Below are 23,906 nucleotides of genomic sequence, written 5' to 3' on the forward strand. Positions count from 1 at the left end.
TGACAAGCTTCAGGCCTTAAATTAGAATTATCCAAGGAATGGTTCCAGCAAGGAACCATCTATAAATTGTGAATCTACTGTTCCGGAGGAGTAGTTTATGCAAGTCAAAGCCCCCAGGGGAACATATGATATCTTACCCCAGGATTCTGTAAAGTGGCAGTATATTGAAAAAATAATGAGGGATAGCGCTGAATCCTTTGGCTTTAGAGCAATCAGGACTCCGCTATTCGAGCATACCGAGTTGTTTCAGCGAGGCGTTGGCCAGGGGACGGATATTGTTAGCAAAGAAATGTACAGCTTTAATGATCGTTCCCAGCGCAGCCTGACCTTGCGCCCGGAAGGTACTGCCCCTTGTGCCCGGGCCTTGATTGAGCATGGGATATATAGTGGGGTAATGCCGGTCAAATGGTATTACCTGGGACCCATGTTTCGTTATGACCGCCCGCAGACCGGGAGATATCGGCAATTCCACCAATTCGGGGTAGAGGCTTTTGGCAGTAATAGTCCTTATCTGGATGCGGAAATTATCATCTTACTGGTGGAGATCTTGAGGCGCCTGGGTTTAGATGATTACGAACTGCATTTGAATTCACTAGGCTGCTCCGTATGTCGTGATGACTATCGGCAAAAACTGCTGCAGCATATTAGCCCGTTTAAAGAGCAATTGTGTCAGGATTGTCAGCAAAGATATATGCAGAATCCTTTACGGGTTTTGGATTGCAAAATGGAGACTTGTCACCAGGCCATTAGGGGATATCCCATTTTTTACGACCATCTCTGCCCTTATTGCCAGGAGCATTATAGCCGGGTGCAAGCGGCTCTGCAGGCTAATGGCATAAGCTATATCCACGACAACAACCTGGTTCGCGGCCTGGACTACTACAGCAATACCGCTTTTGAGATTCACCTTCCCGGCATCGGGGCGCAAAGCGCGGTCGGTGGTGGGGGGAGGTATGATGGGCTGGTAAAAGAGCTAGGTGGACCAGACATTCCGGGTATCGGTTTTGCCCTGGGTATGGAACGCTTGCTGCTGGCTCTCGATATGCTGGGTAAAAGTAAGTTTTCCAACCCTTCGCTGGATGTTTTTGTGGTGGTAATGAATGATGCCTATGAGATGCAAGGATTACAGCTGGTAAATGAGCTCCGGCGCAGGGGCATCCGGGCAGACAAGGACTATGGCGGCCGCAGCGGCAAGGCACAGATGAAGTATGCCGGAAAAACTGCTGCCAGGTTCGTAGTTATGGTGGGTGAAGAGGAAGTGGAAAAACACTTTTGGACTTTACGGGATATGCAAAGCAAAGAACAGTGGCAGCTGGGTCAGGAAGAATTGATTAGCAGCATTAGATCTGTTATAGAAACGAAGTAGGAGGAGAAACATTGATGAAAAGAACTCATAATGCCACCGAACTGGATATTCATCTGGTGGGACGGGAAGTAATGCTTAATGGCTGGGTGGATACCAGAAGGGATCATGGCGGTTTGATTTTCGTTGATTTGCGGGATCGCTCCGGTATAATTCAACTGGTATTCAGTCCTGAAGTCAAAGAGGAGGCTTTTCACCTGGCGGAACAAATAAGAAGCGAGTATGTAATAGCCGTGCGGGGTAAGCTCTCTCTCCGCCCTGAGGCTACGGAAAACCCCAACCTTAAAACCGGCAAGGTGGAAGTTTATGTAGAAGATATTGAAGTCTTAAGCCCGGCCAAAACTCCTCCTTTTTATATTGAAAATGATATAGATGTTGATGAAAACCTGCGCCTGAAATACCGTTATCTGGATTTACGGCGGCCCGAGATGCGAGACAACCTGCTCTTAAGACATCGGGTGGTCAAGTGCATGCGCGACTTTTTGGATAGCCGGGGTTTTATCGAAATAGAAACCCCCATTTTGACGAAAAGCACTCCCGAAGGGGCCCGGGATTACCTGGTACCCAGCCGCGTTCACCCTGGTGAATTCTATGCTTTGCCCCAATCTCCGCAGATATTCAAACAGATACTTATGGTAGCCGGAATGGAGAAATATTTTCAGATTGCTCGTTGTTTCCGGGATGAGGACCTTAGGGCCGATCGCCAGCCGGAATTCACCCAACTGGATATGGAGATGTCTTTCGTTGATGAAGAGGACATTATTGTGCTGGTAGAGGAAATGATGGCTGAAATCTTTTTTAAAGCTGCGGGTAAGGTCATTAGAACCCCATTCCCGCGTCTGGCCTATGATGATGCTATGATAAATTACGGTTCGGACAAACCCGATTTACGCTTTGGCCTGGAGATTGTGGAGCTAAGCGAAATGCTGCAAAACACCCAGTTTAAGGTCTTTGCTTCGGCTTTGCAATCCGGGGGTGTAGTCCGGGCTCTGAATGCTAAAGGATGCGGATCCTTTACTCGCCGGGAAATAGATGCCCTGGGGGCTATGGCGGTGGAAAACGGAGCTAAAGGTATGGCCTGGATACTGGTACAGGAAAATGAATTGCGCTCGCCTATTACCAAGTTTCTAAGTGAAGAGGAAATCGAGCAGATTTTGATGACAACTGGAGCTGAAGCCGGCGACCTTATACTCTTTGGAGCGGACCAGGCTGAAATAGTGGCCCGGGTTATGGGTATCCTGCGACTGGAGCTGGGCCGTAAAAAGGGTCTTATTGCTGAAGAAGAGTTGAATTTTGTTTGGGTGACGGATTTTCCCCTCCTGGAATATGATGAGGAGGAAAAACGCTACCAGGCCAAGCATCACCCCTTTACTTCACCCCGCCTGGAAGACATAGAGATTATGGACAGTGAACCGGGACGAGTTAAGGCCCGGGCCTACGACCTGGTTCTTAATGGAACCGAACTGGGTGGAGGGAGCATACGTATACACCGGCGGGAATGGCAGGAAAAGATGTTTTCCGTACTGGGTATGAGCCAGGAAGAAGCTCGGGATAAATTCGGCTTTATGCTGGAAGCATTCGAATACGGTACTCCACCTCATGGAGGTATTGCTTTTGGAGTAGATCGCCTCTTGATGCTCCTGGCGGGAAGAAACAGTGTACGAGACGTAATGGCCTTCCCCAAAACCCAGAGTGCCTCCTGTCCCATGACGGAAGCTCCATCAACAGTTAGCGCCAGGCAGCTAAGGGAATTGGCCCTTAGGATTAGGGAAAAATAACAGAAATGGAAATAGTGGCGAATAATAACAAAACCAATGTCTTGAAGAAGCCGGTATTCTATGGTATTATTTTACCTGAAAAGACATAGAAAAAACCTGACAAGGAAACCCCTGCTGTGTGCGTGAATAGCTGTTAAGTTTTTGCCAACACAAAAATTAAGGGAACCTATCTCCGCCTATGGCTTGTAAGCCCGCTTCTGTGGGACACATTAAATATGCGGGAGGGCACCCACCTGCTAAGCAGGTTAAAACTACGGCATCACGGCTCGGTGGGGTTTTTGCATGATGAGTGATAGGATTTTTCAGCGGACAGAACTATTAATAGGCCAGGAAGCCATGGAGACACTTCGAGTTTCCTGCATGCTGGTGATAGGACTGGGCGGAGTTGGTTCCTATGCGGCTGAAGCAATTGCTCGCTGTGGAGTTGGCAGGATTATTTTATGTGATCCTGACCGGGTCGAGGCCAGTAATATCAACCGGCAGCTAGTGGCCTTGAATTCCACCCGGGGCGAGTTAAAGACCGAAGTCATGAGCCAGAGGCTGCGGGATATCAACCCCGGACTCCAGCTCAAGGAGTATCCGTTCAGCTATACCGGGGAAAGCAGTGCAGAGATTTTAAGTGAAGAAATACATTTTGTTCTGGATGCTATTGATTCCCTCCCTGATAAGATTCATTTGATAAAAACCTGCCTGCACAGGAAGATTCCTGTAATCAGTTCTATGGGTACAGCCAACCGGCTTGATCCCCTCCTGCTTACTATTGCCGATATTAAAGACAGTATAATATGTCCCGTGGCACGAAAACTGCGAAGAGAATTGCGCCGGGAAAATATTTTCCAGGGAGTTCCGGTGGTTTACTCGCGGGAGACCCCGGTTAAAACCGCTTATTCGGGCGAAACCAGGTTGGGCAGCATATCTTTTGTTCCTGCGGTTGCTGGTTTATTGCTGGCCAGCTATGCGGTCAAGCAGTTGATTAGTATGAACAATGGTTAAACGATAGTTAAACGATAGTTGAGCGATGGTTGAACAATTGCTAATCGTTTTTATCCAAGCATGACAGGGGGACGGGGTTGTTGACATATTTATCATAAGAACCGTTCCTATGATATATCTATGATATATGCTAGTTCTGGGTAAGCGGAGGTAATTATGAAGCAACAGAAGTTAATGGCTATATATCACAAGCTTTTTGAGCATTTTGGTCCACGGGGATGGTGGCCGGGGGAAAGCCGCCTGGAAATAATACTGGGTGCAATACTGACCCAGGCGGTCTCCTGGAAAAATGTAGAGAAGGCTATTGCGGCTCTTAAAGAGGCCAGGTTGCTCGATTTTCCCGCCTTGCGATCAATCGCAGAAGAAGAACTGGCAGATTTCATCAAACCAGCCCTTTATCATCGCCAAAAAGCTCGCAGATTGAAAATTTTGTTGGATTTTATCGCTGAGAATTATGGTGGTGATATTGACCTCATGTTTAGCGAGCCCCTGCCGCAAATTAGAGCGAGGCTTCTGGCCTTGTGGGGAATAGGCCCGGAGACTGCCGATTCCATTTTGCTTTATGCTGGCAATTACCCGGTTTTTGTGGTCGATGCTTATACTATTCGAATATTTACCCGACTGGGGTGGGTGGAAGATAAGTGTTCTTATGAGAAGATGCAGGGATTGATGCAGAACCACCTGCCGGTTGATACCCAAATTTATAACGAATATCATGCTTTGTTGGTAGCCTTGGGGGCCAATTATTGCAAGAAAAAAAAGGCGCTTTGTCAAGAATGCCCCCTGGCGGAGTATTGCCCATACATTAGAAAAGTTGAGGGGTGAGGGTAAAAAGTTGTCAATAACCCCGTCCCCATGACATGCATTAGAAAAGTTGAGGGGTGAGGGTAAAAAGTTGTCAATAACCCCGTCCCCATGACAACATGAGGGTTAAAAGTTGTCAATAACCCCGTCCCCATGACATGTTAAATAAGTTGTCAATAACCCCGTCCCCATGACAAGGGAGGAAAATTAATGAAGGAGGTAGAATTAATGTTGTACTGGGATAAGGAAAAGGAATGTATGCCCAGGGAAGAGCTGGAAAAACTACAGCTAAGAAGGTTAAAAGAAACTGTATTTAAAACCTACGCCTTTGTTCCCACCTATAAGGAGAAACTAAGCCAGGCCGGTATTACAGCAGAAGATATACGGAGCTTGGATGATTTAAAACAACTACCGTTTACCACCAAACAGGATTTGCGTGATAATTACCCCTTTAATCTTTTTGCCGTACCGATGAGCGAAGTAGTCAGGATCCATTCCTCATCCGGAACCACGGGGAAACCAACGGTAGTTGGTTATACCAAAAAAGATATCGATTTATGGGCTGAGCTGATGGCCCGGGCCTTGACCACTGCAGGAGCTACCAAAAACGCAGTAATTCAGAATTCATATGGCTACGGTCTGTTCACCGGTGGGTTGGGAATACACTATGGGGCTGAGAGAATAGGGGCTTCGGTTATTCCTACTTCCGGCGGCAATACCCGCCGGCAGGTGATGCTGATGCAGGATTTTGGAACCACCCTGCTTACCTGCACCCCCTCTTATTCCTTGTTTATGTATGAAGCCATGCTGGAGGCTGGCATTGAACCAAATGATTTAAAACTGAAAGCCGGGGTTTTTGGAGCCGAACCGTGGTCGGAGAGTATGCGCCGGGAAATAGAGAATAAACTGGAAATAGATGCTTATGATATTTATGGTTTGAGTGAAATTATCGGTCCTGGTGTAGCTATTGAATGCTCCTGTAAAAATGGTCTGCATATAGCGGAGGACCATTTTCTGGCCGAGATAATTGACCCGATTACGGAAGAAGTTCTGCCAGATGGCTGCCCGGGTGAGCTGGTCATAACCAGTATTACCAAAGAGGCGCTGCCTTTAATCAGATACCGAACCCGCGACCTTACTACCCTGGAGAGAACGCGCTGTGATTGTGGGAGAACCCTGGTTCGTATGCAAAAGGTTCTCGGCCGTTCTGATGATATGGTTATTATTCGGGGGGTAAATGTTTTTCCCTCTATGGTGGAAAGCGTTCTGCTTAACATTCCTGGAGTGGAACCCCATTACCTGCTGATAGTGGACCGGAAGGGCAATCTGGATCAGCTGGAAGTGCAGGTAGAGGTTTCCGAGCGTTTATTCAGCGATGAAGTGCGCAAATTAGAAGAACTGGGGGGGTTAATCCGTAAAGATTTGGAGAGCAATCTGGGCATAGGGGTAAAAGTAAGGCTGGTAGAACCCAAATCCATACCCAGGAGTGAAGGCAAAGCTCAAAGAGTGATAGACAAGAGGAATGTGTAAGGAGGTAAAGCATGGCTAAACAGATTTCGGTATTTTTAGAGAACAAGGCGGGAAGGCTCTCTCATGTTACCCGGGTTCTGGGGACTGCGGGAATCAACATCAGAGCCCTGTCAATTGCAGACACTTCTGATTTTGGGATATTGCGTTTGATAGTCAATGACCCGGACAGGGCCTATCAGGTTTTGAAGGAAAATGGTTTTACCGTCAGCGAAACAGAGGTGCTGGCAGTTCAAGTATCTGATTCTCCCGGCGGGCTGGCAACCGTACTGGAACAGATGCATGAGGAGAATCTTAATATTGAGTATTTATATGCTTTTATTGGGACATCAGGCAATGATGCCCTGGTAGTGTTGAAGGTAGAGGACAGCGAAAAAACCACCGAAATATTCCGCCAAAAAGGAATAAAGTTCCTGGACGAGTCCCATCTCTACCGCTTATAGAAGGTGCCAGGCACTTAAGTTGTTAAGTTATTGCAATGGGATTAGAATACAACCGCGCGAAAATCATAAATATTGTCAAATATTCTGGGCCGAGTGAGGAGACTCGGCTCTTTTTTTGTCTATTTTTGGACATTAGGCTTAGGACCTGGGGCTGGTTTTTTATGGGGCAGGAGTATAAATTATGGCTGGCAGAAAAAATGCCGAAGGAGCTCAAATAAAGCAACTACAAGGCCTGGATGTCGACAAGCCACGAACTTGTACGTTTGTAAAAAGATTCACAAAGAAGGATAATGTTTGGGGTGAGTAGAATAAGGTGGAGTAAAGTGGAGTAAAGTGGAGCAGAATCCCAATAAGAAGCTCAGAAGGGGCAGAACAAATGTTCTTAGGCGAATATCAACATTCACTGGATGAAAAGGGCAGAATTACAATTCCAGCAAAATTCCGCGAAGAGATTGGCTATAAATTTGTGGCTACCAAGGGATTGGACAATTGTATTTTTCTCTATCCCCAGGACGAATGGCAACTTATTGAGAAAAAGTTGCGTTCACTTCCGTTCACACGGGCTGATGTGCGTTCTTTTGTGCGCTTTTTTTTCTCGGGAGCTGCGGAGTTGGATTTGGATAGGCAAGGACGGTCGGTATTGCCGCTCAACCTCAGGGAATATGCGGGGATTGACCGGGATGTAATAATAATTGGTGTTGGTACTAGGGTAGAGATTTGGTCTACAGAAAAGTGGACAGACTATAACGAGAATGCACAATCATCTTACGAGGAAATTGCAGAAAATCTGGTTGATCTGGGAATATAGGAGTGTTTAGCTTTTGCATATACCCGTTTTACTTGATGAGGTTATATCCAGTCTGCTAGGAGACCCTAAGGGTTGCTATGTTGATTGTACGCTGGGAGGAGGGGGACATCTGGAAAAGCTTCTCCAGCACCTAAAGGCTGGTGCGAGGGTGTTGGCTATTGATAAGGATATGGCTGTTCTGGAACAGAGCAGGCAGCGATTACCATTCCCCAATGTTACTTTTGTTCATGGGGATTTCAGGAACCTAAAGCAAATATTAGAACAGGAAGGAATTTCAGCGGTAGATGGGGTATTGTTAGACCTGGGGGTATCTTCATTTCAATTGGATATGCCGGAGAGGGGTTTCAGTTTTCATGGAGGGGTTTCAGTTTTCATGAAGATGCTTACCTGGATATGAGGATGAATCAGGAACAGGATTTAAAAGCCTGGGAGATTATAAACTGTTATCCAGAAGAGAGGATTGCGCAAATTCTATTTGACTTTGGGGAGGAGCGTTATTCCCGGCGCATAGCTGCGGCTATAACGAAACATAGAAAGACCGCGAGTATAGATAGTACCCTGCAACTGGTGGGAATAATCAAGGCAGCGGTACCGGCTGCCTACCGCCGGGAAAAACACCCGGCACGTAAGAGCTTTCAAGCTTTAAGGATGGCGGTTAATAGTGAATTGGATGCTTTAAGGGAAGTTTTGCCGCAGGCTCTGGAAGCATTGAAAGCAGGGGGCAGGTTATGTGTTATCACTTTTCATTCTCTGGAAGACCGGATGGTCAAGGAATTCATGAAAAACCGGGCCAGGACTTGTATTTGTCCCAGCCAAAGCCCGATTTGTACCTGCGGGCACCAGGCGGAATTGAAAATATTAAGCCGTAAGCCGATAGTGGCTTCAAAAGAGGAATCTGAGGCTAACCCCCGGGCTCGGAGTGCTAAACTGCGGGTAGCCGAAAAAATCTAAAAGTTCTATATTCAGGGGAGGAAGAATAAGAATATGTTACAGGCAGGCCAAAGTTTAGCTAAAGTTCTGGATACTCCCGGAGCAATTCAGCCGGAGCTGCAAAGCAGGCAAAGTAGAAAGATACGAAGGACTTATAAAAAAATTGATTGCAAAAAAACCTGGTTGTTAAAGGGTGGACTGTTTTTCTTTGCCTGGGCTATATTGATAGTTTTTCTATGTATAACGGTATCCACTATGGGTTACCAGATTGTAGGCCTGGAAAAGGATATTGAAAGACTACAAGCCTCCAACCAGCGTATTGAGTATGAAATAGCCCAGAAAAGCTCTCTGGATAGGATAGAACTACTGGCTACAAAGGATTTGGGCATGGTAAAAGCGGAAGAAGATTTAAACTTTGCAGTGGTGATTCCTTCCGAGCGGAGAGGGGAGACAGCAGTGAAACAAGATTCTGTAAATGTTGCCAATCGTGATCAGGAAAAGGCTTTAAAAAAGATCTATGATAATTTGATTCGTTTGGCCGCCCGAAGCAACTAAAGAACGAGGTGGATATTGATGCAAACCACCGGTTTTATAGTAAGAAAGCGTATTGCTACGCTTTTTTTCTTCTTTATCATTATATTTTTACTACTGGGGAGCAGGGTTTTTTGGGTACAATTCGTCAAAGGGGCTGAGCTCTCGGAAAAAGCGCTGCAAAACCGGATGCGGGATGTGCCGGTAGAATCCAAAAGAGGTATAATCTATGACCGCAATGGCAATGAATTAGCTATTTCCGTAAGTGCTGATTCGGTCTATGCCATTCCGGCTGAGGTTTGCAGTAAGGGGCAGCAAAAGGAGATTGCTGCCAAGCTGGCGCAGGTTTTGGAAATGGACGAAGAAAGCTTGTTGCGGCGAATTAGCCGGAGTAGTTCTTTCGAATGGGTAAAACGACAGATTGATCCGGAAAAATCGAAAACAATAAGGAAAATGGATTTGCCGGGAATCGGGCTTACGGAAGAAAGCCGCCGCTACTATCCCAAAGGTACTTTGGCCAGTCATGTGCTGGGTATTGCCGGGGTGGATAACAACGGTCTCGAAGGGGTCGATTTTTACTACGACAAATTGGTGGGAGGAACCAAAGGTCGCATAATTATAGAGCATGATGCCGTCAACCGGCCTATTCCGGAAGCTACTCATAAGTTTATCCCTCCGGTTGATGGGGCCAATTTGATATTAACCATTGATGAAACTATTCAGTATATTACGGAAAGGGAACTCGACAAAGTCTTTAACGAAAGAAAAGCTAAATCAGCTGCGGCCATAATAATGGATGTGTCGACCGGAGAAATACTGGCTCTGGCTTCCCGGCCTACTTTTGACCCCAATGATTTTTCGGCATATGCGGTCAGCAATCGCCGGAATTATGGCATCAACGATAGTTATGAACCGGGGTCCACTATGAAAATAACAACTGCGGCCATGGCTTTGCAGGAAGGTGTGGTGAACGCGGAAAGCCGGTTTTATTGTCCTGGTTATATTAAGGTGGGTAAAGAGGTTATTGGCTGCCCGGACAGAAAACCCCATGGCAGCCAGAGCTTTGCCCAGACTATTGAGAAATCCTGTAATGTAGCTTTTATACAGATAGGTTTGGAGTTAGGCCTGCAAAACTACTATAAATATCTCAAGGCTTTTGGTTTTGGACAAAAAACCGGTATTGACCTGCCCGGTGAGGCGGAAGGGATTCTTATTCCCCGGGCTTCCGCGCAGCAGATTGAACTGGCCACCATGGCCATGGGGCAGGCCAATGCGGTAACTCCCATACAGTTGCTAACAGCGGTGGGGGCAGTTGCCAACGAGGGTAAGCTGATGAAGCCGCATTTATTGAAACAGGTTTTAGATGATAAGGGAAATGTTATAAAAAAGGTTGAGCCTCAGGTGGTTAGACAGGTTATTTCCCCCGAAACCGCCCGAGAACTTTGTATGATGCTGGAAGGTGAAGTGGTAAACGGAACGGGGCGGAATGCTTATTTGGAGGGCTATAAGGTTGCCGGGAAAACGGGTACAGCCCAAAAAGTGGGTCCTGACGGGAGATACATGAGTAATGAACATGTAGCTTCTTTTGTGGGTTTTGCTCCGGCCAACCAGCCTCGGCTGCTGGGCATTGTAGTGGTTGATGCTCCCAAGGGTTACCCCTATTATGGAGGCTGGGTGGCGGCACCGGCTTTTCGGGAAATACTGAATGATTCCTTCAAATACCTGGAGATACCCAGGTATAATTCGGGCAAGGGTGAGCAAAGCATAGAGCCAAAGGAACAGCTTATAGTACCTGATGTGGTTAACCTGCCTGCATCAGAGGCCAGTTCCCTGATCAAGGCACGGGGTTTGAGAGTTGAGGTCGATGGCAGCGGTACTGTGGTGTGGCAGCAGACTCCCCGGGCCCATACTAAAGTGGAGCGGGATTCTGAGGTTATAATCCATCTTTCTCCCTTTGAAGGGGGAAAGGAAGGCGCAGAGGTAACTATCCCCGATTTACAGGGGAAATCAATGAAAGAAGTAGCTAGAATACTGGCTGATCTGGGGCTTCATTTAGTACCAGAGGGATATGGCCTGGCATACCAGCAATTGCCTGAGGCCGGGAAAGTGGTAAGCAGCGGCTCCAGCATAAGGGTTAAGTTCCAGCCGGTGGGAGAATAGGGTAAGTGAGGCATGAGGGGTCAGGGATAAGGGGTTTTTATAGTTGAGAGTGCCGAGCATGGTGGGAGAATGAAAAAAAGGGGGGCCTTAAATTGAAGCTGGTGGAATTAATTAAAAATTTAACCATAGAGCTGCAAGATGGTCCTTTAGATAGGGAGATTAGTGGAATTGCTTATGATTCCAGACGGGTAAAACCAGGAGATCTTTTTATCTGCATTAGCGGCTTAAAGAGTGATGGACATCTTTTTGCCGGGCAGGCAATTGAGAATGGAGCCGTGGCGGTTTTGGCCGAAAGACAGCTGGATACGGGAGGAAAAGCGACTTTGCTTACTACCCCCGACACCCGGAGTGCCCTGGCCTTGTTGGCTGCCAATTATTATGGCCGGCCTTCTAAATCCATTAGGGTGGTTGCAGTTACCGGAACCAATGGTAAAACCACAACAACGGATCTAATCAAAGCTATTTTGGAAGAGGCGGGCAAGAAAACGGCCATAATGGGTACTCTTTATGCCCAGGTCGGCGAAATTCAAAGAGAGATGCAACACACTACCCCGGAAGCTTTGGAGATAGAGAGTTTTATGGCCTTATGCCGGGAGGAAAAGGCCGACTATATAGTAATGGAGGTCTCATCGCACGCTTTGCAGCTGCAGCGGGTGGCAGAGATAGATTTCAATGTGGCGGTATTTACCAACCTGACTCAGGACCACCTGGATTTTCATCAAAATATGGATAATTACCGGGCAGCCAAGCTTCAGCTCTTTCAAATGATAAAAGAAGAAAAGCAAAACTATGCCATTATCAATATCGATGACCCCTGGGCCGAAGAGATTTTTCAGGCTGCCACCATCCCTTGCCGTAGTTATGGAATAAAAAAGAGATCCGATTATCAAGCCGGCGAACTCAAGATTGACTTGGATGGCAGTAGTTTCCGCCTACATTACGGAGATAATAGCCTTATGATTAATATGAAACTCATTGGTCTTTTTAGTATTTACAATGCCCTGGCGGCTATTAGCTTTGCTCTGCAGGAGGGGATCGATCCAGGCTTAATTCAATCGGCTCTGGCCAGGGTGGAGGGGGTACCGGGGCGTTTTGAAAAGGTTGATTGCGGGCAGGATTTTGCGGTGATTGTAGACTATGCGCATACTCCTGATGGTTTGGAAAATATTCTCCAAACCTCCCGGGAGTTAGGGAAAAAGCGTTTGATTTGCGTATTCGGCTGTGGGGGTGACCGGGATCGGAGTAAAAGACCGCTTATGGGTGAAATTGCCGCCAAATACAGCGATTTCTGTGTGGTGACTTCCGATAACCCGCGTAGTGAGGATCCCCATGCCATTATTGCGGAGATAATTCCTGGGATGGATAAGGTGGAAAAGTCCCGTTATGCTATAATCGTCGACCGCAGAGAGGCTATAAGACATGCTATTCACCTGGCGCGAACGGGTGATTTGGTGGTTATAGCCGGGAAAGGGCATGAAAACTACCAATTGGTGAAGGATCAGGTCCTGGAATTCGATGACCGGAAAGTGGCAGCGGAATTGTTGAGAGGAAAGGTAAAATAATGCATTTGGAGCTGGGTTTTGTTGTCGATAGTATTAAAGGAAAACTACTGGCGGGGAATGAAAAGACCATAGTTAATGGGGTGGAGATTGATTCACGCCGCGTTAAACCCGGCTATTTGTTTTTTGCCTTTAAAGGAGAAAGTTCCGATGGCCATGATTTTCTGGAAGATGCATGGAAAAATGGGGCCGCGGCGGTTATTGTCTCCCGGGGGGATTGCTTGACCAAAGCCGGCCCTGGTAAATCTTTAATCCTGGTTAATGATACTCTGGATGCTTTGCAGGATCTGGCTGCTGCTTACCGGCGCAGCTTTAATATACCGGTGGTGGCGGTTACAGGCAGTGTTGGCAAAACCAGTACCAAGGATATTTTAGCTCTCTGCCTGCAATCCCGCTTTAAAACCTTAAAAACCAGTGGTAATTACAACAATGAAATTGGCCTTCCCTTGACTTTATTGCAACTGGATAAAACTCATCAGGTGGCAGTGCTGGAAATGGCCATGAGGGGCCAGGGGGAATTGTTGCAGCTGGCTACAATAGCTCAGCCAAGCTCGGCCCTTATAAGCAATGTGGAAAAAGTACACCTGGAAACCCTGGGCAGCCTGGAGAATATAGCCCGGGCAAAAGCGGAAGTAATGGCTACTCTTGGGGCCGGTGACTTTGCCCTTATTAATGGAGATTCACCGTTGCTGGAGGAAGCGGTTCGGCCTTATGCGGCCAAAAAGTACCGCTTTGGCTATAGTAAATCTTGTGATTTTCGCATAGAGGAAACTATTATAAAAAATCAAGGTATAGAAATAAGACTTATCTGCTTGGGTCAGTCGGAAAAACTGTTCTTACCATTACCTTCAAGGAGATGGGCTATGAATGCAGTGGCTGCTGCAGCCATGGCGTTTTTGCTGGGGGTTCCCCTGGAAGAAATAAAGTCCAGCCTGCTTAATTTCAATCCGGGTTCCAAGCGACTGGAGATTATTCCTCTACCTGACGGGGGAAAGATAATCAATGATACTTATAATGCTAATCCGCTTTCCATGATTAATGCCCTGGAAACCAGCCGGGAGCTGCAGGAAAAAGGCAAATTGGTAGCGGTTCTGGGAGATATGTTGGAATTGGGTGATTACGAGCAGGAGGGACACCGGGAAGTTGGCCACCATGCGGTTAAGAACCAGGTGGATCTTTTGATATGCATAGGGGAACGAGCGGCATGGATGGCGGAAGCGGCCCGAGCTGCAGGTATGGCAGGAGAGCAGGTCCGGCATTTCCTTTCCAAAGAAGAAAGTATAGGATTTCTTAAACAAAGCTTGAATAGTAGTGATACCATATTGTTTAAGGCTTCCCGGGGAATGCAGCTGGAAAGTCTGGCGGAAGAAATCTACTCGGAAGTCGGAAGACGGAAGGCGTAAGACGGAAGTCGGAAGACGGAGGGCGGAAGAAGTACCAGCCAAAAGGACCGTTCCTAAGGCTGTTCTTATGGCTGTTCGAGCCGCGAGACGAGCCGTTGGTGTTGCCCATGCGGAGCGCCCTGTCGGGCACAACTGATGCTCCCTGCGGTCGCTATTAAGGACGCTGGAGCGGAATAATTATGCAAGCTGATGCATAATTATTACTTTTTGCAATAGAGTCAAATAATAATTTTCCTTAAGCAGGAGGGTATCCTTTGCAGAATTATTTGAGTAATGCATTTTTGGCAGCAGCTATTGCCATAGTTGTATCAATAATAATGGGACCTATAATGATACCATTTCTTAAACGGCTTAAAGTAGGGCAGAGTATTAGAGAGGAAGGCCCCAAAGGCCACTATGCCAAAGCAGGCACCCCCACCATGGGGGGTATAATTATTATTACCGCGGTAATGCTGGCCAGCTTCATTATGGCAGGTACCAGTACTGAAGCCCTGGCAGCGGTGCTGCTAATGCTGGCATTCGGTTCGGTAGGCTTTTGGGATGACTATATCAAGGTGGTATTGAAACGTTCCCTGGGGCTTCGTGCCCGAGAAAAACTAGGATTGCAGCTCCTGATAGCATTTCTTTTCGGGCTTTTGCTGATTCTTTATTTTAAACGGGGAACCGCTATACTTATACCCTTTACCGGCCATGCAGTGGATCTTGGTTGGTGGTATCTTCCCTTCATTGTTTTTGTTGTGGTGAGTACTGCCAATGCGGTGAATCTTACTGATGGTCTGGATGGACTGGCTTCCGGGGTAAGCTTTTTTGTAAGCCTGGCTCTGGCGGTTATTTGCGTTATGACAGGACATTATAGCCTGAGTGTTTTTTGCGGCGCACTGGCCGGAGCTTGCCTGGGCTTTCTAGTATTTAACCGCCATCCCGCTCGGGTTTTTATGGGAGATACCGGTTCTATGGCCCTGGGAGGAGCAGTGGCTGCTGTGGCGGCCTTAACCCGCTCGGAAATAGCTTTGATTATTATTGGCGGGGTCTATGTGATTGAAACCTTAAGTGTTATCTTACAGGTTATATCCTACCAAACTACGAGAAAGAGGATATTTCGCATGGCTCCCTTGCATCACCATTATGAGTTGAAAGGCTGGCCGGAAACCAGGGTGGTAAGATATTTCTGGGGCCTTTCCTTTGTTTTTATGCTCCTGGGGATTTGGAGCTTTTGGGGAGTAGGCTAAGGGAGGAGATGGATTGGATTTTAGCGGTAAGAGGATACTGGTAGTAGGCTTGGCCCGCAGTGGAATGGCGGCGATAAAGGCCCTGGATAAACGTGGTGCCCAGCTTAGCGCTTGTGATGAAAAAGAAGCCCGAACCCTGGCTCCTATTCTGGATGAATTGGAAAAACTGGGCATAAAGTACTATGCTGGCGGATATCCGGAAGTGAAGCGGCAGGATTTTGACCTGCTGGTAGTAAGCCCGGGAGTTCCGCTGGAAACAGCACCAATCCGGCAAGCCCGGGAGCAGGGAATCCCGGTAATTGGAGAGGTGGAATTGGCTTATATCCTGAAACCAAAGGCAGTTGAGTTCCTGGCTATAAGCGGAACCAACGGCAAGACTACTACTACTTCCTTACTGCATTACATTTTAGCCCAGGCAGGGAGGAATGCACTGGCCGGTGGCAATATCGGCATTCCCTTGACTACTTTGCTGGACAGTATCTCTGCAGGGACAATTGTGGTAGAGTTGTCCAGTTTTCAACTTGAGAGCAGTTCAAGCTTCCGGCCTTATATTTGCGGCCTGCTTAATATCACCCCTGATCACCTTAACCGGCACAAGACTATGGAAAGATATATCGAGGCTAAAGCCAAGATATTTGCCCAGCAAAAGCCAGGTGATTATGCGGTGTTCAATTATGAAGACTCCATTCTTAGGGAAATGGCCCGAAGCTGCCCTGCCCAGACCTTCTTTTTTTCCAGTGAAAGGGAGTTGATGGAAGGGGCTTTTATAAATAATGGAGTCATAACTATTAAGAGAGCAGGTATTATTCAAGAAATAGCGAGAATAGATGAAGTTTCCCTGCGGGGGAAACACAATCTGGAGAATATTTTAGCTGCCACAATGATGGCCAGTCTTGCCGGGGTAAGCCCAGAGGATATTCGCCAGGCTCTGGCCAGTTTTCCCGGGGTCAGGCATCGGATGGAGGAGCTAGGTCTTTATGATGATGTCCTTTATGTTAATGATTCCAAGGCTACCAATCCCGAGGCGGTGATGAAAGCCCTGGACTCTTTTAACCAGCCTATTATACTGATAGCCGGGGGCAGGAACAAGGGCTCCAGTTTCTCCCAGCTGGCGGGATTAATAAAGCAGAAAGTGAGAGAACTGGTCCTGCTGGGGGAAGCCCGGGAAGAGATAAAGGATGCAGTAATTGATGCCGGTTTCCGGAATATACATGAGGTAGAAGACCTGCAAGCGGCTGTAATCAAGGCCCACGAGTTGGCGCGAAAGGGTGAAGTAGTACTGCTCTCTCCAGCTTGTGCCAGCTGGGATATGTTCGCAAGCTATGAACAGCGGGGGGATCTCTTTTGTGAGATGGTCAAGTCTATTTCCGGGTAGTTCTCCTATTATTGCTTCTGCTGGGGGGGAAAAGATTGAGAGCAAAAAAAGGTCCGCCTGATTTTATCTTGTTTATAACCACAATGGCCCTGTTGGGAATAGGACTGGTAATGGTATTTAGTTCCAGTGCGGTTACTTCGAATATCCGCTATGACGATGCCTACCATTTTTTTAAGCGCCAGTTATATTGGGCGATTCTGGGTATAATGGCCATGCTGGTAATAATGAAAATAAACTATTCCAAGCTTAAAGACTTGGCCCTGCCCTTAATGCTCATTTCCTTGATATGCCTTATACTGGTAATTACCCCTCTGGGGATTGAGGTAAATGAATCCAACCGCTGGCTGGGAGTGGGTTTTCTGCGTTTTTCGCCCTCGGAATTGGCTAAATTAGGAATGATAATGTTTTTGGCCCGGACTATGGATCAGAACCTTTCCTCCATACGCTCTTTCTCGAAAGGAGTACTGCCCTACTTGCTATTGGTGGCACTGGTAGGGGGATTGATTATGCTGCAGCCTGATCTGGGAACCGCTTTTGCCATCGCGGCCACGGTATTTTTTATGTTGCTGGCTGCCGGGGCCAAATGGTCTCACCTAGGGGCGGTTTTTATGGCCGGAATAGGTGCGATATTGGCGGCTATAGCGGTTGCTCCCTACCGTTTGGAAAGGCTGGTTGCCTTTTTAAACCCCTGGAAATATGCGGGTGATGAAGGCTATCAGACCATTCAGTCCCTTTATGCTCTGGGCTCGGGAGGTTTGTTTGGAATGGGTTTGGGACGGAGCCGGCAAAAATTCTTCTACCTTCCGGAACAACATACGGATTTTATTTTTGCTATTCTAGGTGAAGAATTAGGTTTTGTGGGAGCCAGCCTGGTTCTGCTCCTTTTTTTACTCTTTGCCTGGCGGGGGTTTAGAGCGGCCATCAAGGCCCCGGATACCTTTGGCAGTCTCCTGGCAGTTGGTATTACGCTAATGATAGTTTTTCAGGCTTTGGTCAATATCGCGGTAGTAGCAGGCGCCCTGCCGGTTACCGGCATAACTTTACCATTTATAAGCTATGGAGGTTCATCGTTATTGTTCACCCTCTGTGGAGTAGGCTTGCTGCTGAACATCTCTCGTTATTGTAATTAATCGTCGGATGACGGATGGCGGAAGACGGATGACGGAAGGGGAAGGGGATTACTGGCCGTCAAACGTCTGAAATCGGAAGGGCGAAGTTGTCAACAACCCCGTCCCCGTGACATTTGGGAAGGGCGAAGTTGTCAACAACCCCGTCCCCGTGACAGGGAAGGGCGAAGTTGTCAACAACCCCGTCCCCGTGACATTGTGGTTGGTTTATGTTAAGGAGGCAGGCAGTTCAAATGAAGTTTATTATTACCGGGGGAGGTACCGGAGGACATATATATCCAGCCTTGGCTATAGCCAGCGGTTTAAAGGAGAGGCTGGGGGAAGCAGAAATCCTCTATGTAGGTACAAAAAAGGGTTTGGAGGCTAATATTGTTCCCCGGGCGGGCCTGAGATTCACTACTATCGATATATCAGGAATTGACCGCTCCTCCATGCTCAAAGCTTCTCGCTCCCTGGTGAAATTTCCCCGCAGTTTTTTTCAGGCCTGGGATATAATAAAAGATTTTCAACCTGATATCGTGATAGGTACGGGCGGCTATGTTTCTTTTCCTATTGTAATGGCTGGTACTTTTTTCCCGTCTAAGACCGTGATACATGAACAGAATGCTATTCCCGGGTTGGCCAACCGGAATCTGGCCCGGAGAGTGGATTATGCTTTACTTAATTTTGCTGAAGCTGCACCCTATATGAAGGCTAAATCCATGAAAGTAACCGGTTTGCCAGTTAGGTCGGAAATATTTAATGTCCAGCGGGCGGAGAGCATAAAAAAGCTGGGGCTTGAGCCCAATCTATTTACCCTGGTGGTTTTTGGCGGTAGTCGCGGGGCCATGACTATCAACCAGGCTATGTTGGAAGCGGTGGAACGCTGGCAGGATAGCAAGATGCAAATAATATGGATTACCGGAGAATCATCCTATAATGAAATTAAACAGCAGTTGGAGGAACGCTTGTCATTAAGTAAAAGGCGGTTTCTCCAGTTGTACCCCTATATGTTTAATATTGAGGAAGCCCTGGCGGCGGCTGATCTGGCTGTATGCCGGGCGGGAGCCGGCACCCTTTCGGAGCTGGCTATTCTTGGGTTACCGGCAATTTTGGTTCCCTATCCTTATGCGGCGGAAAATCACCAGGAGAAAAATGCTCGGGCTTTACTGGCAAAAAAAGCCGTGGAAATGGTTATTGATGAGTTCCTGGATGGGGATACTCTTTATAAAAAGGTTAATGAACTAAGGGAAAACCCGGTTTACTTAAAGGAAATGGCAAGGAATATGGCAAAAGAGGGCCGGCCCAATGCCTTAAATGAGATACTGGATGTAATATTGACACTGCCAGACAATTGAGTACTTATGGCCAGGCATGGGTAAAAGATATGTCTTACTCCCGCCGTATCCGCTAATCCACCAATATGAGCTTTCCCAAGGGTTTTAACCAAAGTCACCGTTGGTTTTGCTCCTGGGACAAGCAGCTGTAATGTAACCACTTCTATTAATTATGCATACTATAAAATGTACTGGGACAGATGTTGGAGAAGGAGATGAGGGAATGGCTTTCACTCCAGGAAAATGGATTCATATGGTAGGAATTGCTGGAGCAGGAATGAGTGGTATAGCCAGGGTACTTGCCCAACAGGGTTATAAGGTCAGTGGTTCGGACCTGCAGGTCAACGATACTACCAGTAGGCTTGAAGAAATAGGTGTCGAGATATTTAAGGGTCATTCTTCATCCAATCTTAAGGAAGGGGTGGATTTGCTGGTCACATCCTCAGCCGTACCTCAAGATAATATTGAGCTAAGGCTGGCCAGGGAGAAAAAGATTCCTATATTAAAACGGGGACAGATGCTGGCCCATTTGGCCAATGCCAAAAAGGCCGTGGCAGTTGCCGGGGCTCATGGAAAGACCACCACAACATCCATGTTGTACATGGTATTGGCCAATTGCGGAACTGAACCTTCGTTTATTGTAGGGGGAGAGTTGCAGGGAAGCGAGCTGAACGCCAAACTGGGAAGAGGAGATTATTTTGTAGTGGAAGCCGATGAAAGTGATGCTTCGTTTCTTGATTTGAGACCATATATTGCCTTAATAACCAATGTTGAAGATGATCACCTGGATTATTATAAGTCAGTAGATAATATAAGAAAAGCTTTTCGCCAGTTTGTTGAGCAGATTAGACCGGAAGGCTTTGCCATGCTCTATGGAGGAGATGCTTTTAATCGTAGTTTAGTAAAAGATTTAACGCTAAACAAACGCTTGTTGTTTTATGGAGAAGACTTATCTAACGACTATTATTTTCTGAATTGGGAGTCTATTGGTTTAGGTTCGCATTTTGATGTTTATAAGCGGGAACTGGGGTTCCTGGGTCGTTTTGAACTAGCGGTTCCGGGAAAACACAATGCTTTAAATGCTTTAGCAGCCATAGCCAGTGCTCTGGAGCTGGGACTAGAAATGGAGCCAATAAAATCAGCTTTAAAAAATTTCCACGGAGCCAGGCGCAGGTTTCAAATCCAGGGACAGAAAGCTTTGGTTACGGTAGTAGATGACTATGCTCATCACCCCACTGAAATCCGGGCGACAATTGATGCGGCCAGGAACTTCCACTCTGGAAGGGTAATTGTGGTATATCAACCTCATCGCTATTCGCGAACCCAATTGTTGGGTCGTCAATTGGGTGAGGCCTTAATAAATGCTGATCTAGCGATAATCACTGAGGTTTATTCTGCTGGGGAAGAAGCTATTCCTGGGATTAGCGGGGAAGTGGTTTGCCAGGCCGCCCAAAGTATTGGCTGCCACTCAGTATATATCCCCCAGAGAGAAGAGATTATTCCTTACCTGCTTCAAATATGCCAGGAGAATGATTTGATTATTACCATGGGGGCTGGTGACATATGGAAACTGGGCCTGCAATTGCTTGAGGTTCTGCCCGAGTCTGTTCTGAAGGTTTAGTCCTGGTGGAGGTGTTTTCTTGAATAGTTTGAGGCTCAGAGGAGGACGGCGGCTAAAAGGCCAGGTCGAAATAAGTGGTTCAAAAAATGCAACTTTGCCTATTATGGCCGCCAGTTTGATGTCGATGGGTGAAGTGGTATTATCCGGGGTGCCCGATTTGGAAGATATAAATGTGATGTCTATGGCTTTGGAAATTCTAGGAGCAAAAGTGAAACGAGAAGCCGATGTATTGGTGATAGATGCCAGGACTATTAACAATTATGAGCTCCCGGAAAGCATTTCCCGGAAGATGAGAGCATCCAACCTGGTAATGGGGGCTTTACTAGGGCGTTTTAAACGGGCTCGGGTAGCTTATCCCGGAGGCTGTGCCATAGGGGTCAGGCCGATGGATCTGCATTTAAAAGGTTTAAGAAATCTGGGATATGAATTGACCGAAGAATATGGTTTTATGGAAGGAAAAGCCCAGCAGGGTATAATGGGCAAAGAAATATTGCTTGATTTCCCCAGTGTGGGGGCTACGGAAAATATTATTATGGCAGCAACCCTTACTCCTGGTATCACTACCATACGGAATGCAGCTCGCGAACCGGAGATATATGATTTGCAAAATTTTCTCAATGGTATGGGAGCAAGAATCACTGGGGCGGGTCTGGATACGGTGCAGATTGAAGGAGTAAAAAAATTGGGTGGGGTTGAGTACCGGGTAATTCCTGATCGTATTGAGGCCGGAACTTTTATGGTGGCTGCAGCCATCAGTCGTGGTGATGTATTTTTGGGAAATGTGGTACTGGAACACTTACAGCCGTTAATTGCCAAATTGAGAGAGATTGGGGTAGAGGTTATCCCTAAAAGTACTGGGGTCAGAGTAATAGGAAACCATAAATATCGCCCCACAGATATTAAGACCATGCCTTACCCAGGCTTTCCCACTGATATGCAGCCCCAGATGATGGCTTTATTTGCTTCTATTCCTGGAACTAGTATTATAGTCGAGACTATTTTCGAAAATCGTTATATGCATGTTCAAGAACTCAGGCGTATGGGAGCCGATATAAAACTGGAGGGTCGTATCGCTATTGTTAAGGGGAAAACGGCTCTGGAAGGAGCTACTGTAGAAGCGACTGATCTGAGAGCAGGAGCTGCGTTAATCCTGGCTGCTTTATTTGCCCATGAAGAGACTATAATAAGCAAGGTGGAACACATAGACCGGGGTTATGAAAAAATTCATGAAAAGCTGGAGAGATTAGGGGTGGATATACGGCGAGTGTAGAATGCAAAGAGAGAAAAGGAAGAAACATATCACAGGGATGGTTCTGCTGATATATATCAGCAGAACCATCCCTGTGATATGCCCCGGTCAAGCTGTCAGATTCCTTTTTTTTACAGGTATACAATGATTTTGTTGCGGATTTCTGCTATAATCTTCACAGTAATTATGGGGATAGGAGAAGATTATGAACAAGACTGTCTCTCGTAAATTTTTTGGTATCTCCATATTAATCTTGCTGGTATTGGTCTCACTATATCTTTTTTTACACAGCTCCTTCTTCAATATAGAGAAAATTACCATAACCGGGTTGAAGGTAGTGTCCGAGGATGAAGTTCTTCGCCTATCCGGTCTCAGCCGGGGACAAAACATATTTGAAATAAATGATGAATTTGTCAGCAAAGCCATAGAACTCCACCCGGTAATAAAAAAGGCTGTTTTGGTAAGGCACTTCCCCCGGCAAATTGAAGTTGAGGTGCAGGAACGAAAAATCTGGGCTCTGGTTCCCTACCATGATGTTTTGTTATGCATTGATGAAGATAGCATATGTATAGATAAGTTGCAGAAGTATTCCCTTATTGACTATCCGTTAATCACCATGGATGATCTTCCTCCCCGGGTAAATCTGGGACAGGCTGTAGAACCGGAGGGGGTTAAAATGATTAAAGTCATCTATGATGCGTTATCGATTAAGAGTAGAAAAGCCATTTCTGATTTTCATTATATAAACAAAAGTAAAGAAATAGTTTTTTATACCCAAAAAGGAACTGAAGTCAACTTCGGCAACCTGGAAAGATTAGAGGAAAAAACTAAATTCGTGGAACAGGTATTTGAGATTGAAGCTGAGCTGGATGAGAAAGGCACTGATGTTTTAGAGTATGTTGACCTGCGATTTAAGGGTCAACCGGTTTTGAAAACCAGGAATGTACAGGAATAGGGGGTGCTTCTTTTGCGTAGTAAAGGTGCTCAAATTTCTATAGCTATTGTCTGTATGGTATTGGGTATAATGTTGGCGATTCAGTTCAAGACGACGGAGAGTTATCAGGCCAACCTGGTTCCTGCCCGGGTCGAGGACTTGACCCAACAGGTACAGAGCGTAAGCGAAGAAAGAGATGCCCTGGTGGAGGAAGTACTATCGTTACGAGAAAAACTCAAAAATGTACGAGAAACTGACCAGGCTATGGCTGATTTGCAGGCTGATTTGCAAGATGCTAATATGAGTGCCGGACTTATGGCGGTAGAAGGACCTGGTGTCATAATAACGGTCAATGATAATCCCCGTGAAATTCAGCCGGGGGACAATCCTAATTTCTCATTGGTTCATGATTCAGATCTTTTGATGCTGGTTAATGAACTAAAGACCTCCGGTGCAGAAGCCATTTCCATCAACGGTGAACGGATTACGGCAAAATCGGAAATAAGGTGTGCGGGTACTTTGATTTTGGTCAATTGGAATAGGATTGGCCCACCTTTTGTAATTAAGGCTATAGGTAATCCAGATATGTTGGAAAGCGGGATGTTAATTAAAAATGGTTATATGGAATCCCTGAAAGTTCTGGGAATACAAGCCACTATAGAAAAGGCTGAGAAAATTACCATCCCCGCCTATAGCGGAAGTGTTAAATTTACATTTGCCCAACCGGTTAAATATGAGGAAAAGGCGGAATAATTT

General features: G+C 46.6%; 22 protein-coding genes and 1 other RNA gene. All 23 read left to right on the forward strand.

Going from position 1 to position 23,906, the window contains the following annotated elements:
• Positions 1–97: 97 nt before the first annotated feature.
• The 23 genes from hisS (at position 98) to SWOL_RS04190 (ending at position 23,903) form a co-directional block, all read left to right on the forward strand.
• Entirely contained in the window at positions 98–1,366 is a 1,269-nt protein-coding gene (gene hisS / locus SWOL_RS04095) for a histidine--tRNA ligase (protein ID WP_011640237.1), read from the forward strand.
• Between the two features lie 14 nt (positions 1,367–1,380).
• Positions 1,381–3,141: an aspartate--tRNA ligase gene (aspS, locus tag SWOL_RS04100; RefSeq protein ID WP_011640238.1), complete on the forward strand. Its 1,761-nt coding sequence runs from the start codon at positions 1,381–1,383 to the stop codon at positions 3,139–3,141.
• A 105-nt stretch (positions 3,142–3,246) separates the two neighbouring features.
• Positions 3,247–3,421, forward strand: a non-coding RNA gene (ssrS, locus tag SWOL_RS13945) — 6S RNA.
• 2 nt (positions 3,422–3,423) lie between these two features.
• Positions 3,424–4,134 carry a tRNA threonylcarbamoyladenosine dehydratase gene (locus SWOL_RS04105; protein WP_011640239.1) on the forward strand — a complete coding sequence of 237 codons (711 nt, stop codon included), beginning with the start codon at positions 3,424–3,426 and terminating at the stop codon, positions 4,132–4,134.
• A 156-nt stretch (positions 4,135–4,290) separates the two neighbouring features.
• A complete protein-coding gene (locus SWOL_RS04110) occupies positions 4,291–4,959 on the forward strand; it encodes an endonuclease III domain-containing protein (protein ID WP_011640240.1) in 669 nt (222 codons plus the stop codon).
• A gap of 189 nt (positions 4,960–5,148) precedes the next feature.
• Positions 5,149–6,468, forward strand: a complete 1,320-nt coding sequence (locus SWOL_RS04115) for a phenylacetate--CoA ligase family protein (RefSeq protein ID WP_011640241.1) — start codon at positions 5,149–5,151, stop codon at positions 6,466–6,468.
• Between the two features lie 11 nt (positions 6,469–6,479).
• Positions 6,480–6,908, forward strand: coding sequence for an ACT domain-containing protein (locus tag SWOL_RS04120; protein ID WP_011640242.1), 429 nt, complete (start codon positions 6,480–6,482; stop codon positions 6,906–6,908).
• 181 nt (positions 6,909–7,089) lie between these two features.
• A complete protein-coding gene (locus tag SWOL_RS15060; RefSeq protein WP_278078274.1) occupies positions 7,090–7,215 on the forward strand; it encodes a hypothetical protein in 126 nt (41 codons plus the stop codon).
• A gap of 69 nt (positions 7,216–7,284) precedes the next feature.
• The gene (gene mraZ, locus SWOL_RS04125; RefSeq protein WP_011640243.1) at positions 7,285–7,716 is read left to right on the forward strand and encodes a division/cell wall cluster transcriptional repressor MraZ; all 432 of its coding nucleotides are present in this window, start codon (positions 7,285–7,287) and stop codon (positions 7,714–7,716) included.
• 13 nt (positions 7,717–7,729) lie between these two features.
• Positions 7,730–8,113: a 16S rRNA (cytosine(1402)-N(4))-methyltransferase gene (gene mraW / locus SWOL_RS15065; RefSeq protein ID WP_278078275.1), complete on the forward strand. Its 384-nt coding sequence runs from the start codon at positions 7,730–7,732 to the stop codon at positions 8,111–8,113.
• A complete protein-coding gene (gene rsmH, locus SWOL_RS04130; protein ID WP_278078283.1) occupies positions 8,038–8,667 on the forward strand; it encodes a 16S rRNA (cytosine(1402)-N(4))-methyltransferase RsmH in 630 nt (209 codons plus the stop codon). The genes mraW and rsmH overlap by 76 nt, the downstream gene beginning before the upstream one ends.
• Before the next feature lie 33 nt (positions 8,668–8,700).
• Positions 8,701–9,201 (forward strand): FtsB/FtsL family cell division protein, encoded by a 501-nt coding sequence (locus SWOL_RS04135; protein ID WP_011640244.1) that lies wholly within the window; start codon positions 8,701–8,703, stop codon positions 9,199–9,201.
• A gap of 18 nt (positions 9,202–9,219) precedes the next feature.
• A complete protein-coding gene (locus SWOL_RS04140) occupies positions 9,220–11,337 on the forward strand; it encodes a stage V sporulation protein D (RefSeq protein ID WP_011640245.1) in 2,118 nt (705 codons plus the stop codon).
• A 101-nt stretch (positions 11,338–11,438) separates the two neighbouring features.
• Positions 11,439–12,899 (forward strand): UDP-N-acetylmuramoyl-L-alanyl-D-glutamate--2,6-diaminopimelate ligase, encoded by a 1,461-nt coding sequence (locus tag SWOL_RS04145; protein ID WP_242649391.1) that lies wholly within the window; start codon positions 11,439–11,441, stop codon positions 12,897–12,899.
• Positions 12,899–14,299, forward strand: coding sequence for a UDP-N-acetylmuramoyl-tripeptide--D-alanyl-D-alanine ligase (locus tag SWOL_RS04150; protein WP_011640247.1), 1,401 nt, complete (start codon positions 12,899–12,901; stop codon positions 14,297–14,299). The genes SWOL_RS04145 and SWOL_RS04150 overlap by 1 nt, the downstream gene beginning before the upstream one ends.
• A 254-nt stretch (positions 14,300–14,553) precedes the next feature.
• Positions 14,554–15,528: a phospho-N-acetylmuramoyl-pentapeptide-transferase gene (gene mraY, locus SWOL_RS04155; protein ID WP_011640248.1), complete on the forward strand. Its 975-nt coding sequence runs from the start codon at positions 14,554–14,556 to the stop codon at positions 15,526–15,528.
• A 13-nt stretch (positions 15,529–15,541) separates the two neighbouring features.
• Complete coding sequence (murD, locus tag SWOL_RS04160; RefSeq protein WP_011640249.1) at positions 15,542–16,903, forward strand: UDP-N-acetylmuramoyl-L-alanine--D-glutamate ligase; 1,362 nt, start codon at positions 15,542–15,544, stop codon at positions 16,901–16,903.
• Positions 16,904–16,938: 35 nt separating this feature from the next.
• Positions 16,939–18,033, forward strand: coding sequence for a stage V sporulation protein E (spoVE, locus tag SWOL_RS04165; protein WP_011640250.1), 1,095 nt, complete (start codon positions 16,939–16,941; stop codon positions 18,031–18,033).
• A gap of 230 nt (positions 18,034–18,263) precedes the next feature.
• Entirely contained in the window at positions 18,264–19,367 is a 1,104-nt protein-coding gene (murG, locus tag SWOL_RS04170) for an undecaprenyldiphospho-muramoylpentapeptide beta-N-acetylglucosaminyltransferase (RefSeq protein WP_011640251.1), read from the forward strand.
• 151 nt (positions 19,368–19,518) lie between these two features.
• Positions 19,519–20,967 carry a UDP-N-acetylmuramate--L-alanine ligase gene (murC, locus tag SWOL_RS04175; protein WP_242649361.1) on the forward strand — a complete coding sequence of 483 codons (1,449 nt, stop codon included), beginning with the start codon at positions 19,519–19,521 and terminating at the stop codon, positions 20,965–20,967.
• 19 nt (positions 20,968–20,986) lie between these two features.
• Complete coding sequence (gene murA, locus SWOL_RS04180; protein ID WP_011640253.1) at positions 20,987–22,237, forward strand: UDP-N-acetylglucosamine 1-carboxyvinyltransferase; 1,251 nt, start codon at positions 20,987–20,989, stop codon at positions 22,235–22,237.
• Between the two features lie 184 nt (positions 22,238–22,421).
• A complete protein-coding gene (locus SWOL_RS04185) occupies positions 22,422–23,171 on the forward strand; it encodes a cell division protein FtsQ/DivIB (protein ID WP_011640254.1) in 750 nt (249 codons plus the stop codon).
• 3 nt (positions 23,172–23,174) lie between these two features.
• Positions 23,175–23,903 (forward strand): DUF881 domain-containing protein, encoded by a 729-nt coding sequence (locus tag SWOL_RS04190; RefSeq protein WP_041427379.1) that lies wholly within the window; start codon positions 23,175–23,177, stop codon positions 23,901–23,903.
• The last annotated feature ends 3 nt before the right edge of the window (positions 23,904–23,906 follow it).

The organism is Syntrophomonas wolfei subsp. wolfei str. Goettingen G311 (assembly GCF_000014725.1).
GTDB lineage: Bacteria > Bacillota > Syntrophomonadia > Syntrophomonadales > Syntrophomonadaceae > Syntrophomonas > Syntrophomonas wolfei.

Coding starts and splice junctions, on each gene's coding strand:
- hisS (WP_011640237.1), top strand. CDS start 98: ATGCAAGTCAAAGCCCCCAGGGGAACATATGATATCTTACCCCAGGAT.
- murG (WP_011640251.1), top strand. CDS start 18,264: ATGAAGTTTATTATTACCGGGGGAGGTACCGGAGGACATATATATCCA.
- SWOL_RS04135 (WP_011640244.1), top strand. CDS start 8,701: ATGTTACAGGCAGGCCAAAGTTTAGCTAAAGTTCTGGATACTCCCGGA.
- SWOL_RS04110 (WP_011640240.1), top strand. CDS start 4,291: ATGAAGCAACAGAAGTTAATGGCTATATATCACAAGCTTTTTGAGCAT.
- SWOL_RS04140 (WP_011640245.1), top strand. CDS start 9,220: ATGCAAACCACCGGTTTTATAGTAAGAAAGCGTATTGCTACGCTTTTT.
- SWOL_RS04120 (WP_011640242.1), top strand. CDS start 6,480: ATGGCTAAACAGATTTCGGTATTTTTAGAGAACAAGGCGGGAAGGCTC.
- SWOL_RS04150 (WP_011640247.1), top strand. CDS start 12,899: ATGCATTTGGAGCTGGGTTTTGTTGTCGATAGTATTAAAGGAAAACTA.
- aspS (WP_011640238.1), top strand. CDS start 1,381: ATGAAAAGAACTCATAATGCCACCGAACTGGATATTCATCTGGTGGGA.
- SWOL_RS04115 (WP_011640241.1), top strand. CDS start 5,149: ATGAAGGAGGTAGAATTAATGTTGTACTGGGATAAGGAAAAGGAATGT.
- SWOL_RS04185 (WP_011640254.1), top strand. CDS start 22,422: ATGAACAAGACTGTCTCTCGTAAATTTTTTGGTATCTCCATATTAATC.
- SWOL_RS04105 (WP_011640239.1), top strand. CDS start 3,424: ATGATGAGTGATAGGATTTTTCAGCGGACAGAACTATTAATAGGCCAG.
- murC (WP_242649361.1), top strand. CDS start 19,519: ATGCATACTATAAAATGTACTGGGACAGATGTTGGAGAAGGAGATGAG.
- SWOL_RS15060 (WP_278078274.1), top strand. CDS start 7,090: ATGGCTGGCAGAAAAAATGCCGAAGGAGCTCAAATAAAGCAACTACAA.
- mraZ (WP_011640243.1), top strand. CDS start 7,285: ATGTTCTTAGGCGAATATCAACATTCACTGGATGAAAAGGGCAGAATT.